Raw genomic sequence first — 13,073 nt, forward strand, 5'->3', positions numbered from 1 at the left:
TGCCTTGAATGAGCCATCGCTACGCACCCATGTTCACGCAAATGGCTTGGGCCTTGATGCTGTCGATCTTTCCGGTCGGCATGGCCTTGGCGGCGCCGGGCAACTGCAGCACCCTGGGCCAACTGCCGGCCGTGGTCGAGGTGGGAGAAGGCCTGCAACAAGAGCTGCAGTCGCCGGTGGCGATCACGCGCCTGGCAATCGGCGACCCGAAAATTGCCGATGTGCGCGTCAACGGCGACCGTAACTTCCTGCTGACCGGCGTCACCAGTGGCGCCACCAGCCTGATGGTGTGGACCGCCTGTGCCAGCGCGCCGCGCCAGAGCATGGTGTTCGTCAAGGGCAAGGCCACCTCGGCGCTGACCAGCCTGTCGCTGTCGCCATCGGAAGACCCACTGCTGCCCAGCCAGGTGCAGACCGATATCCGCTTTGTGGAAGTCAGCCGCTCCAAGCTCAAGGAAGCCAGTACGACCATCCTCGGCACCGCCAAGAATGCGTTCTTCGGCAGCCCTAACTTGCTGTTTCCGACCACCACCACCCAGGCCCTGGCGATCAGCAGCACCAACTTCAATATTGGCTTTGGCGGTGGCCGGGTCTCGGCGATGATCAACGCCCTCGAACGCAGCGGTTTCGCTTACACCTTGGCGCGCCCGAGCCTGATGGCCATGAGCGGTCAGAGCGCCTCCTTCCTGGCCGGCGGCGAGGTGCCGGTCCCGGTGCCCAGCGCCGGCAGCGACACCATCTCCATCGAATACAAGGAGTTCGGCATTCGCCTGACCCTGACCCCCACCGTCATTGACCGTAACCGCATCACCCTCAAGGTCGCGCCGGAAGTCAGTGAGCTGGACTACAGCAACGCTGTGCAGATCCAAGGCATCCAGGTGCCTGCCCTGACGGTGCGCCGAACCGACACCAGCGTGTCCCTGGCCGATGGCGAAAGTTTCGTGATCAGCGGCCTGATCAGTACCAATAATCGCTCCACCGTCAGCAAGTTCCCCGGGCTGGGCGATATCCCGATCCTCGGGGCATTTTTCCGCGACTCAAACATCAGCCGCGAAGAAAAAGAACTGCTGATGATCGTCACGCCGCACCTGGTGCAGCCGTTGGCCGCCAACGCCCAACTGCCGTCGCTGCCTGGTGAAAAATTGCGCAGCTACGACCCGAACTGGTACCGGCTGTTCTTCCTGGAAAACGGTAATTTCGACCGTCGCAGTGGACTTTCCCAATGAGCGATAGCCTGAACCAGACCTTCCTCGCCATCACGCGCAACACCACCGACCTGGAGTGGCTGCAGGGTGCCCTTGCGCCCCTTGGCCAAGTCGTCAGTGCCGGCACCGGCAGCCTGGACGAACTGCTGGCGCTGGTGGACGTGACGTCCGCAAATCTGGTGTTCGTCGGCCTCGACCGAGAAAACGTCGTGGCCCAGAGCGCGCTCATCGAAGGTGCCCTGGAAGCCAAGCCGATGCTCGCCGTGGTCGCCCTCGGCGATGGCATGGACAACCAACTGGTACTCAACGCCATGCGCGCCGGTGCCCGCGACTTCATAGCCTACGGCTCGCGTTCCAGCGAAGTGGCGGGGCTGGTGCGTCGCCTGAGCAAGCGCCTGCCAGCCGTCGCCCACAATGCACAGCTGGGTGGGCTGACCGTACTGTTTGGCACTCAGAGCAACGCTGACGGCGCAATACTGGCAACCCACCTGGCCTTGGTCGTGCAGAAAAGCGGGCAGCAGACCTTACTGCTCGACCTGGGCCTGCCACGCAGCGACAGCCTGGCCTTGCTGGGCCTGGAGAGCACGTTCAATTTCGGTGATGCGTTGCGGCATTTACGCCGCCTTGATACCACGTTGATCAACAGTGCGTTTACCACCGCCCTGGATGGCCTGCGCATCCTGGCGTACGCCACCGGTGACGAGCCACTCAAACTGACCAGCGCCGCCGAGCTGTACATGTTGCTCAGCGCTCTGCGCCAACACTTCCAGCACATCGTCGTGAACATCACCGGGCAGCCAGACAGTGAAGCGCTGCGCACCTTTGTCAGCCATTGCGACAAGCTGCTGTGGTGCACCGACCAGAGCGTACTGGACTGTCGCCGCAACCTCGCGGTGATAAGCCGCTGGCGCGAAAAAGGCATGAAGCTTGATCACGCCAAGCTGGTGATCGACCGCTACATCAAGGCCTGTGCGCCGGACACCGACGCCCTGGAAAAAAGCTACGGCCTTGAATGCGTCGCCGTGCTGCCCCTGAGCGCTGAGCTGCGCCTGAACGTGAAAAACCAAGGCCAGACCCTGTTCGCCCTGGCCCCACGTGAACCCCTGACCCAAGCCGTACGCACCTTGGGCGAGCGCCTGGCAAAACGCTCCGAGGGCCTTGCAAAGCCCTCAATGCGCTGGTTTGAACGCATCCTGGGGTCGGGACGATGAGCGGCGAAAAACTGTTTGGCGGCCCGGCCCGCAGCGTCAGCGGCAACAGCGATCACGATGGGCTGAAACTGGTGCTGCATCGCTACATCATCGACGCCATCGAGGAGTCGGGCAAAAACCTGCTCGAAGGCACGCGCCAGTCGCTGGCGCAATTTGTCATCGACAAGGTTTCGGAATACATCACGCGCATGCGCCTGGCGATTTCGCGCTATGAGATAGAGCGCCTGGCCGAAGAGATAGTCGACGAACTCACCGGTTTCGGCCCACTGGAAGTGCTGTTGCGCGACCCATCGGTCACCGAAATCCTGGTCAACGGGCCGCACCGGGTGTTTATCGAACGTGATGGCCTGCTGCACCAGAGTGACTTGCGCTTCATCGACGACCACCACGTGGAACGCGTGATGCAACGTATCCTTGCGCCGCTGGGCCGGCGCCTGGATGAGTCCTCGCCGATGGTGGACGCACGCTTGCCCGACGGCAGCCGGGTGAACGCGATCATCCCGCCGATTGCCCTGGACGGCCCGTGCCTGTCGATTCGAAAGTTTCGTAAAGACATGCTCAAGAGCAGCGATCTGGTCGCCATGCAGACTATCGACCAGAGCATTTTCGGGTTCTTCCAGGAGGCCGTGGGCAGGCGCTGCAACATCCTGATCAGCGGCGGTACGGGTACCGGCAAGACCACTTTGCTGAATATCCTCAGTCAGTTGATCAACCCCCACGAGCGCCTGGTAACGATCGAAGACGTTGCCGAGCTGCAATTGGGCCACCCGCACGTGGTCCGCCTGGAAACCCGTCCGCCCAACGCTGAGGGACACGGCGAGGTCAGGTCCAGCGACCTGATCCGCAACGCGTTGCGGATGCGCCCGGACCGCATCATTCTCGGGGAAATTCGTGGTGTGGAAGTGCTCGACGTAATGACCGCGATGAACACCGGTCACGACGGTTCCATGAGCACGGTACACGCCAACAATGCCCAGGATGCGTTGCTGCGCCTGGAAACCCTGGTGGGCCTGACCGGCCGCGTGATCGCGGAAAAAACCTTGCGGCAGATGATCTGCGCCGCGCTGGACGTGATCATCCAGCTGACGCGCATGCCCGATGGCCGTCGCTGCGTGAGCGAGGTGGTGGAAGTGGTCGGCGTGCGCGATGACGTGTATGTCACCAACACCCTGTTCCGCCTGGATCGGCGCACCGGCTTTGGTTTCTTGCGCGAAGCCCTCAACCCGGCCGGCGACAAACTGCGCCGCGAATCGGCCTTGCCACCCTAGGGAGCGCGTGATGACTGGACCGGCGTTGCTGCTTGTCTGCCTGCTGCTGATCGGCTTGTCGTTCTGGCAGCTTCAACATGGCCTGCGCAAGGCCCGGACGGATCGCGTGCTGGAGCGCCTCGGCGATGGCCAGCCCGAGGCCCAGGAGCCGAGTACCCGATGGACCGGCCTTGAACGCATGTTCCTGCGCGCGGGGCTGGGCAAACCTACAGACCGTTTGGGCCTGTGGCTGAGCGCCTGGGTCATCGGCGCATTGTTGGGCGGGTTGCTCGCCGACGGGCTGGGCCTGTTCGCGATGATCGTGGGACCGCCGCTGGTTTTGCGCATGTACATCAGCTGGCGCTACCAACGTCGCGTGCAGCGTATGGTCGAGCAACTGCCGCAGTTGCTCGACCACAGCGTACGCAGCCTCAAATCCGGCAGAACCCTGGCCGATGCCATATTGGGCGGCGTCGATAGCGTTGAAAACCCACTCAAGGATGCGATGGGCCGCGTGCAGCGCAACGTGCGCATGGGGGTCAGCCTGCCGGATTCGGTCAGCGACTTCGCCGAGTTCTACGAACAGGACGAATTCCGCCTGTTTGCCCTTGGCTTGAAGGTCAACCATCGCTACGGCGGCAACGCCAGCGAACTGCTGGAAAACCTGATCAAAATGATTCGCGAGCGAGAACAGGGCGCACGTCAACTCAAAGCCATGACCGGCGAAACGCGCATGACGGCCTATGTGCTGGGCGGCCTGCCCGTGTTGATCGTGGGTTACTTCATGGTGGTCAACCCCAGCTATTTGATGACCATGTGGAACGACAGCACGGGGCGCATGATGCTGTTCACCGCGCTGGCCATGGACCTCGGCGGCACTTTTATCATGTGGCGCATGCTGAGGAGTGTCTGAGATGGCACTTCTGGCCTGCGCCTTGTTGTTGCTCGCAGCCGTGGTATTGGTGGGCGGCCAAGAGCTCGAGAATCGACGTCGCAAGCGCCGGGTGGCTGAACGCTTGCAGGGGCGGATGAGCGGCGATGCAAGGTTCGGCACGCTCATGCGTCAATTGGGCGCAAGCACCCTGGCGCAGCGCTCGGTCAGCCTGGACAACGAGACGCAGGTCCTGCTCAACCGGGTCGGCTGGCGCAAGGCTAGCCAGCGCTCACTGTTTGCTGCGTTCCAGATTGGTTTGCCTGTCGTGCTGCTGGGCCTGACGCTCCTCGGCCAGCAACTGCTGTTTCCTCATGCAGACCCTGCCTGGATTGCCCCGATATTTGCGCTGGGCATCGGTTACCTGTTGCCAAAACGCGTGCTGGCTGCGGCGGCCAAATACCGCCAGCAGGCCATCGCCAAAGAAATCTCAACGTTCATTCCGCTGCTGCGCATCCTGTTCGAGTCGGGCATGGCGATTGAGCAGTCGCTGCGCGTGCTGGGCAACGAAGCCGAACGCCTGCTACCCGCGCTTACCCATGAATTGCGGCTGATCCTGGCGCGTGTCGATTCCGGCCTGGAGCTGAGCGAAGAGCTGGGCAAGACCGCACGCTTGCTCGAAGTGGATGAATTCACCGACACCTGCATCATCCTGCAGCAATTGATCCATCAGGGCGGCGGCGCGATGAAATCCTTGCTGGCGCTAAAGCAGTTGCTCGACGACCGACGCCTGACTCGCCTGCAGGAATACATCTCGAAGATGTCGGCAAAAATGTCAGTGGTGATGATGGTGTTTCTGTTCCCCGCGTTGCTGATCGTGCTCGGTGGCCCTGCGTTTATCGGCATCGCCCGCGCTTTGAATCACTTTTGAGGAGACGTTGATGAAAGTACTGATTGCCGGCGTGGCCCTGCTAATGCTCGGCGGCTGCGCCACCAACGGCCAATCACCCTGGGCCGCGTTGATCTCGTCCGGCAGTTGCGCCAAGCCGAGTTCAGACCAGGGATTGGCGCTCAACCTGTCGGACGACCTGGCCAACGAAGGCAAGCTGCACGCCAGCCTCGCCAACCTGCAAAACCTGCCCGAGTCCTTGCCCCAGGTGCGCCAGCGCAAGGCACGCGCTTACCGCTTGCTGGGGCGCAGCGAGGCCGAGCCGTTCTACCGCAGCCTGCTCGGCACCTGCATGACCGCTGAAGGCGAACACGGTTTGGGGCAATTGGCGGCGGCCAAGGGCGACAACGACCAGGCGATGGCGCATATGCAGCGAGCGGCGCGGCTGGCGCCCACGGACGAAAAAATCCGCAATGACCTGGGCGTGGTGTACCTCAACCAATTGCGCCTGGAAGACGCCCGCTTTGAATTCATGACCGCCATCGAGCTCAAGCAGGGCAATCCCTTGGCTGCCGTCAACCTGGTGACGCTGTTGATCTATCAGGACGACTGGGGTCAAGCGGCGAAAGTGGTCAGCCAGTTGGGCCTGACCCCCGAGCAAGTCACCGTTGCCCAGGCACGCGCGGAAAAACTCAAGGGCTCCCGCGCGGCGACGCGCAAAGTAGCGGCGGTGAGCGATGCCCTGCCGGTGACCCTAAAGTAAGGAGTGATTGATGAAAGCACATTACCTTATTGGCCTGGCGATGCTACCGCTGAGCGCACTGGCCCTCGAACCCGGCCCGTCGTCCCCGCAACAAGCGGAGACGGAAAACTGGCTGGCCTTGCAGGTCAATGGTCGGGCTGCTTCGGCGACGCCGCAAAGGACCACTCCCGCAGAACGGGAGCAAGCCTTGCAGCGCTGGCTGGACAGTAATAAGCATCCGATTCCGGAGTTCTTTGAATCGGAGTCGGGAGGGTCTGCCCAAGGCGGGAAGAGCCAGTGACACCCTAGTGGGCGGTGAACCGTTGGCGAATCGCGGAGTTATTCGGTGACAAGGCCAACGCCAGCTGGGTGCGGTTGCGCATGTGGGTGAGGCGAAGCACCTGGGACACGTACAGCTTGACGGTGTTCTCGGTGATCCCCAGCTCACAGGCAATCTGGTAGTTGGCCTGGCCCTTGCCCACCAGACGTGCAACGTCAAGCTGGCGCGGCGACAGCTGGTTGAAAATGGTCGGAATCTCCACGGGCCCAGCCTCTTCGGCGACCAGCTCGCCATCGTCCACCAAGCCGGGACTTGGGCTGCGGCGCACTTTATCGAGGTCCTGGTACAGGTCATTGATGGATTCGGAGAGGTATTGCAGCTTCTGGTTCAAGTGCCCCAGTTGCAGCTCTTTTTGCCGTTCTTCCAACGCCGCTTCCTGGCGTTGCAGGCCTTCGAGCAACTCATCGAGATTGATCGGCTTCTGGTAGTAATCCGAGATCCCTGCGCGCAGGGCCTTGATCACGTCCTGCTTGTCGGCACGCCCGGTCAGCATGATCGCTTCGAACGCCCGCTGCTTGCCCGCCACCTTCTGCATGGCCTGCACCAGCTCGATGCCATCCATGTCCGGTATATGCAGATCGCACAGGACCAAGCCAATGTCGGCATCCTCGCCGAAGCGTTGCAACGCATGCCGACTGGATTCACAAGGGACGCAGCGGTAACCACTGCCTTCAAGAAATTCGCAGAGTTCTTCCACGATCATCGGCTGATCGTCGACAACGAGCACTTTCACCGCCGAGGTAAGCTTGTTCACACGCCACTCCATGCCCGGAAAGCCAAAAGATTGAGCTATCCCTTTTGACAAAAAATCCTACACATCCAGTTAATAAACGTAGACCTACTTTCTGACTCTGTACACAGTGACAGAGGCCTCGTCAGCCTAATCGATCCAAAGCCAATATAGCCCAAACCCAGTCAATACAAAGGGCGCAAAAGGCTGTTTTGTTGACGCTCCCGCAGCCGCGATTAGAAGAGGCGCGCTAAGCCTTTGACGCACAATCACCCAGCCACTTTGGAACAGCGCTGCGCCGATTAAAGACCACAATAAATAGTCCAGCGTACTGGCCAGCGCCAGGGCGGCCAGCAGCTTCACATCACCCGCGCCAAAGCGGCCCAGCGCATAGCCGGGCAAGGTCAGCAGCAGCGCCACGGCAAAGGCCCCGCCACCTTCGCCGGCGGGCGCTCCGAGCCAGGTGGTGCCCGTCCATGACAGGTAGAACAGCGCCAGCAGCGCCGCCCCCAGGGTCAAGCCGTTGGCGATTTGCCGTTGACGCATGTCCTGCCACGCACAGAGCCCCAACCAGAGCAGTATCACCACGCCATGGATCACGTAAAAAACATCCCTTTTTGCTGAATGATTCTATGCTCATATCAAGTAGTAGCCGTCAGGGTAGACGCAGTCATGAAAACAAGCCTCCCTAGAAAGCAAAAAGGTGCGGCGGCGATTGAGTTCGCGCTGGTCTTCGGGATCTTTTTTGCGGTGTTCTATGGATTGATCAGCTATAGCCTGCCTCTGTTGTTGATGCAGTCGTTCAACCAGGCGGCAGCGGAGGCCGTACGCCAGGCGATGGCGGTGGACCCGGTCGCTGCGGGCACTGCCTATGGCACCGAGCTGATTGATCGCGCCAAAACCAAGGCGATCCTGCAGTTGGACTGGATTCCACCCAGCTTCCAATTTACCGACGATTTAATCACCGCCGCCTACAACGGCACTACGCTGACTGTGACGATTAAATACCCCACCAGCCGCCTCTATTCAGTGTTTCCGGCGTTGGTAGTGCCGGGCATAGGCACCGTGCCGAATCTGCCGGCCAACCTGACAGCCATTTCGAGTCTGCAGTTTTGACCTCGGGGGATAGCCTCTTCGGGCGCCTGCTCGGCCGCACCAGCGCAACGCCCCTCGACACGCCCGGCGCACCCACGCCAGGGTTGCACCTGCAACTGGATCACCAGGGCCACGTATTGAGCATCAGCGGCACGCTGCGCCCGCAGCTCGCGTCGCATGGAGTGGGCGAAACCCGGCCGCTATTGCGTGAACTGTTGTGCGCCAGCAGCACCTTGAGCATTGAAGGTCGCCCGGCCGACTGGCAGCGCCAGAGCCTGGACCTGGACCTGGACTTCCAGGGTGCTACCGGCCAGGTCTTGCACACCCGCGGCTGGATCGAAGCCGAGGGTGACGGCTGGAGCCTGCGCCTGCTGGACGTCAGCGACTTGCTGGCTGGCTCGCAACTGGCCCAACACCGTGAGCAGAACCATCAACTGACCTGCCAGATGAGCGGCCAGTTGCGGGTGTGCAGCCTGGCCCGACTGCCCGAGGTGTTCAACGAGCACCTGCGAAGCGTGGCGCAGCGCTGGCGCATGCCCTGCCTCGCGCTGGCGTTGCTCGATGAAGAAGACCAGGGCTGGCGGATCTACAGCCACTACGCCGCCCACGATGCCCCCGCCTTGTGGCGGACCGGCCAACACCTGGGCACCAGCCTCGACAGTGTGAGTGGCAACACGCCGTTGAGCCTGGCCCAAGAGCGCAGCGACAACCTGCGCCTGCAGAGCATTTTCGGCAACGCCGATGGATTTTTGGTGCCCTACCGTGACAGCCAGGGCGTCGCCGCATGGTTACTCTGCGGCCTCTACAACGGCCAGCAACACACCCGCGAACAGGACTGGCTGAACCTCACCGCCGCCCTCGCCGCCCCACTGCTGAGCCGCTTGCGCGAGCAACGCTATCATCAACAGCTCGACCGCATGGAAGCCCTGCAAGGCCTGCTCGGCACCGGCTGGTGGGAGCTGCTGCCGGCTACCCAAGAAATCCAGCTCGCCCCGCAGTTGCTGCACAGCCTCAGCCCGGAAGACGGTCCCACCCGCCAACCGCTGGGCCTGTGGCTGGAACTGATCCACCCCGCCGACCGCCAGGAACTCAACAGCCGCCTGCACGATCTGCAAGCCCTGGGCAAACCGCTGCTGACAACCGTACGCCTGCAACGCACCGACGCCGAGCACAACCCCCTCTGGTACCGCGTACAGGGCCAGGTGCTGGGCATGGGCGATGACCGCCGCTGGGTCGGCTTCATGCTCGACATCAGCGACATCAAGAACCAACAACTGCAAGCCGCCGCCGCCCATGCGCGCCTGGACAACCTCATCGCCAGTTCACCAGCAGTGATCTATGTGCAGCGCTATGTCAGCGGCGCCCTGCACCCTGCGTTCTTCAGCGATAGCCTGCTGCCCCTGCTGGGCTGGACGTTGGCCGAGTGTAACCACGACAGCCTGGCATCGCTGATTCACCCCGAAGACCGCGATTTGTACTTCGAACGCACCCGCCAACTGTTGCGCGAAGGCGCCGTGCGCAGCCGCTACCGCCTGCGCGACAAACAAGGCCAATACCATTGGCTGCTGGATGAGGCCAAATTACTGCGCGATGACCTTGGATTGCCGCTGGAAGCCGTCGGGCTGTGGCTGGACGTCACCGAGACAACCCAGGCTGCCGAGCAGATCAAACAAAGCGAAGAGCGCTACCGCATTCTCGTCGAAGACTCCCCGGCAATGATCTGCCGCTACCGCCCGGACCTGACCCTGACCTTTGGCAACACGCCGCTGGCCAATTACCTGGAATGCCTGCCCGCACAGCTGCCGGGGCAGAACCTGGGTAACTGGCTGTCGGAAGAACAACACCAGGCCTTTGTGCAACGTATCGGCCAATTGAGCGCGGAATTTCCGGTCAGCACCGCCGAAATCAGCCTGGAATTGCCCGGCCGCGAACACGCCTGGTGGGTATGGTCAGACCGTGGCGTGTTCGATGAACAGGGCACGCTGGTGGAAGTGCAAGCGGTGGGCCGCGACAACACCGAAGTGCGCCGCTCCCAGCAGCAACTGACCCAAAGCGCAAAAATGGCCACCCTTGGCGAAATGGCCACGGGCCTGGCCCATGAGATCAACCAGCCGCTTAACGTGATGCGCATGGCGATCGTCAATGTGCTCAAGCGGCTAAGCACTGGTGATGCTCAAATCGACTACCTCACTGACAAGCTCCAGCGCATCGACACCCAGGTGCAGCGCGCGGCGCGGGTGGTGGACCATATGCGCGTGTTTGGCCGCCGCTCGGAAATCGAACAACAGCCCTTCGACCCGTCACAGGCGGTAGAAGGCACGCTGTCACTGCTCGGCGAAGGCTTGCGCGGCAAAGGTGTGGAGGTGCGCGTCACGCCAGCGGACGCTGCGGTGCAGGTCAAAGGTTACGTCGACCAGCTTGAGCAGGTGCTGATCAACCTGGTGGTCAATGCCCGTGATGCGCTGTTGAGCAAACAGGACAAGGACCCGGCGTTCCGCCCCTGGATCGCAGTGCATTGCGAGCACGACAGTCGGCATGCGCGGATCTGGGTGGAAGACAACGCGGGTGGCATTGACCCTCGGTTGCTGGAGCGGATTTTCGAGCCGTTCTTTACCACCAAGCCGATTGGCGTGGGCACGGGGTTGGGGTTGTCGGTGAGCTACGGGATTGTGGACAACATGGGCGGACGGTTGAGCGTTGCCAAGGGGGAGCACGGTGCGCGGTTTTGTGTGGAGTTGCCGATCAGTTAGATCACCAGGTAGGCGCGACCCATGTGGCAACTGAGGTTGGCGCCGACTTCGGCGTTGCCGAGGCTGATCCCTAGGGCTAAGAGCAGCGTGTTGACGATGGGGTCGAGTATCGGAGTCAGGACGCTTTTTACAAGCGTGATCACCGAACTGATGATGGTAGCCATAGCACTTGTGACAGTGCCGTTCGCCGCACCGGGTGTGCTGCCGCTGGGCGGTACGTAGGTGACCTCTAGACCGTTCAACGTAGCCCCCAGGCTACTGACGATATTGGCGGTGCCAGGTGGGCTTTTATAGATCGTCGCCGCGTTGATGTCATTCACCGGAGAAAACAGCAACGTATTAGTCTGCGCGCCCACCGTGGACAACGCTCTCAGATTCAAGCCGCCGCCGACGCCTGCTGTGCGCGGACCGCAAACCAGTGTCAGCAGGCAAAAGCGCTGGCCAAAGTCGATCAGCCTCACTGGCTGCACGTTGACAGGCGCAGACGATGAAAATGCCGCCACCGGATCCACATAACCAACGCCCAGGGTAGCGAGTGTGGTGGTGGCCTGCACCGTCAAAGACTTAGTGGCCGGTGTGGCGCAACTGAAGTCGGTTACATGGCTTTGCGCACTGGCCGCCTCGATATAAATGCTCAAGGGCTGGGTGATATCCACGTCAGTGAGATTGCACCCCAATAAGCACACGACACCGGCCACCGTATCAACAAGGTTCAGGTTCAACAAACCGCCGACCACCTTTGACACTGGCGTCGCAAGCCCGGTCAGAATCGGTGAAACCCCAGAAACCATCTTGATTACCGGCGCATCAATGGTGACCAAAGTGCGCACTTGGGCAGTTCGTACAAAAATCTGATCTGTCTGCGGGTTATTCAGGAGTCCGGCCTTGGCCTTTGCGGGATTGCCAATCGCCGACAGTTGCGGCGGCTTGATGACTTTGGTCTGGATCGAGACATTGCCCACCAGTGGAATATTCAACTGCGTTGCGGCACTCACCGCGCTCTTGCTATTGGACAGTTGCGCCACAGTCTCAAGCAGTTGAAACAACTGCAGGCTGGTATTCAAGGCAGCGGCCGGTGTTCCAGTGGCGACCTTCAGCAGGTCTCCGACCTTCAACAGCTGTGTGTTGGGCGCGATTGCTTTCACTGAAATCACGTCGTTAATGATCGCCGTGGCCACCGAGCCATTTTTTTGCAGCACCTTTACCGCGGCTTCGATCAACTGGCTGGCGGACACAGCGGTGTTGAGCAATGCATCGTAGTCACCTGCCTTGACATTCAATTCAATCGCCAACTGATCCAAGTAGCTGAGCAGATTAACGTTCGTCGTCAAAAAGCCGTTCCAGGCCGCCGCCGTCAGGGACAGGTTGCCGCCCAAAAGATTGCCGATGACCATGTTCAATATAGGAGATTTACTGGCATCGACCGTTCCTAGGCTGCTGCGAATCGTCAGCTGCGCCACCGGTGGCGCATATGCAGCAACGGCGGTGGCACTCAAGATCATCTGGGTGGACATTGGCCCGCCGCTGAACATGCTCCAGATCCCACCGGCAATGCTGGTCATCACGCTACGCGTGGCCACCACACGCACGGCATCGTTTTTGGTGGCGTCTGCGGTGAATACGCGGATATTGCTGGCATTGGTGGTCAATGTGCCGCAGGTCACGGCCAGGCCACGGCTGTTGTCGCCGGCGACCACGGTGAAGCCGTTGCGCGTGGCGTTTTCCTTGGCGTAGTCATTGGCGCTGGTGGTGGGCGTGCACAGGCCACCACGGCTGGCGGCCTCCAGGGCCGAGGTGTCGGCGATGGATTGCAATTTGCGCTTTTCCAGGTGGAGGCGGCCGCTGTCTACCGCGAGCAGCATGAACACCAGGGCCACTGCGAGGGTGCCCGCAGCCATCAGGCCAATCGCACCACGCTGACGGGAACCAAGTCGGGGAGACATCAGGCACTCCTTAGCGCTTACTCTCCTTAGTTGGTATTGAGTGTAGACAA

The 13,073-nt window shown here is 61.3% G+C and carries 12 protein-coding genes; 9 read left to right on the forward strand and 3 right to left on the reverse strand.

Features of this window, described 5'->3' with window-relative positions:
- The first annotated feature begins 8 nt into the window (after positions 1 to 8).
- Genes AACY44_RS02360 through AACY44_RS02390 form a run of 7 tightly spaced genes read left to right on the forward strand, consistent with a single transcriptional unit; the run spans position 9 to position 6,466 of the window.
- Positions 9 to 1,226, forward strand: a complete 1,218-nt coding sequence (locus AACY44_RS02360; protein ID WP_339529744.1) for a type II and III secretion system protein family protein — start codon at positions 9 to 11, stop codon at positions 1,224 to 1,226.
- A complete protein-coding gene (locus AACY44_RS02365; protein WP_339435833.1) occupies positions 1,223 to 2,416 on the forward strand; it encodes a pilus assembly protein in 1,194 nt (397 codons plus the stop codon). The genes AACY44_RS02360 and AACY44_RS02365 overlap by 4 nt, the downstream gene beginning before the upstream one ends.
- Positions 2,413 to 3,684 carry a CpaF family protein gene (locus AACY44_RS02370; RefSeq protein WP_339415783.1) on the forward strand — a complete coding sequence of 424 codons (1,272 nt, stop codon included), beginning with the start codon at positions 2,413 to 2,415 and terminating at the stop codon, positions 3,682 to 3,684. Before AACY44_RS02365 ends, AACY44_RS02370 begins: the two co-directional genes overlap by 4 nt.
- Before the next feature lie 10 nt (positions 3,685 to 3,694).
- Positions 3,695 to 4,576, forward strand: a complete 882-nt coding sequence (locus AACY44_RS02375) for a type II secretion system F family protein (RefSeq protein WP_339427219.1) — start codon at positions 3,695 to 3,697, stop codon at positions 4,574 to 4,576.
- A 1-nt stretch (position 4,577) separates the two neighbouring features.
- Positions 4,578 to 5,465, forward strand: coding sequence for a type II secretion system F family protein (locus tag AACY44_RS02380; RefSeq protein ID WP_339415781.1), 888 nt, complete (start codon positions 4,578 to 4,580; stop codon positions 5,463 to 5,465).
- Positions 5,466 to 5,475: 10 nt separating this feature from the next.
- A complete protein-coding gene (locus AACY44_RS02385; RefSeq protein WP_339415780.1) occupies positions 5,476 to 6,186 on the forward strand; it encodes a tetratricopeptide repeat protein in 711 nt (236 codons plus the stop codon).
- A 10-nt stretch (positions 6,187 to 6,196) separates the two neighbouring features.
- Entirely contained in the window at positions 6,197 to 6,466 is a 270-nt protein-coding gene (locus tag AACY44_RS02390; protein ID WP_339415779.1) for a DUF3613 domain-containing protein, read from the forward strand.
- A gap of 4 nt (positions 6,467 to 6,470) precedes the next feature.
- Here the strand turns inward: AACY44_RS02390 and AACY44_RS02395 are convergent, their stop codons facing one another.
- Both AACY44_RS02395 and AACY44_RS02400 read right to left on the reverse strand, forming a co-directional pair.
- Positions 6,471 to 7,259 (reverse strand): response regulator transcription factor, encoded by a 789-nt coding sequence (locus AACY44_RS02395; RefSeq protein WP_339415778.1) that lies wholly within the window; start codon positions 7,257 to 7,259, stop codon positions 6,471 to 6,473.
- A gap of 126 nt (positions 7,260 to 7,385) precedes the next feature.
- Entirely contained in the window at positions 7,386 to 7,835 is a 450-nt protein-coding gene (locus AACY44_RS02400) for a prepilin peptidase (protein ID WP_339427221.1), read from the reverse strand.
- Positions 7,836 to 7,907: 72 nt separating this feature from the next.
- Between AACY44_RS02400 and AACY44_RS02405 the strand changes: the two genes are divergently transcribed.
- Together AACY44_RS02405 and AACY44_RS02410 are read left to right on the forward strand one after the other, a co-directional pair.
- A complete protein-coding gene (locus AACY44_RS02405) occupies positions 7,908 to 8,351 on the forward strand; it encodes a TadE/TadG family type IV pilus assembly protein (RefSeq protein ID WP_339415776.1) in 444 nt (147 codons plus the stop codon).
- A complete protein-coding gene (locus AACY44_RS02410; protein ID WP_339427222.1) occupies positions 8,348 to 11,080 on the forward strand; it encodes a PAS domain-containing sensor histidine kinase in 2,733 nt (910 codons plus the stop codon). The genes AACY44_RS02405 and AACY44_RS02410 overlap by 4 nt, the downstream gene beginning before the upstream one ends.
- Here the strand turns inward: AACY44_RS02410 and AACY44_RS02415 are convergent.
- On the reverse strand, positions 11,077 to 13,023 hold the full coding sequence (locus AACY44_RS02415) for a pilus assembly protein TadG-related protein (RefSeq protein WP_339529746.1): 1,947 nt from the start codon (positions 13,021 to 13,023) through the stop codon (positions 11,077 to 11,079). The genes AACY44_RS02410 and AACY44_RS02415 overlap by 4 nt on opposite strands.
- Between the last annotated feature and the right edge of the window lie 50 nt (positions 13,024 to 13,073).

The organism is Pseudomonas sp. RA_15y_Pfl1_P11, from assembly GCF_963970975.1.
GTDB lineage: Bacteria > Pseudomonadota > Gammaproteobacteria > Pseudomonadales > Pseudomonadaceae > Aquipseudomonas > Aquipseudomonas tritici.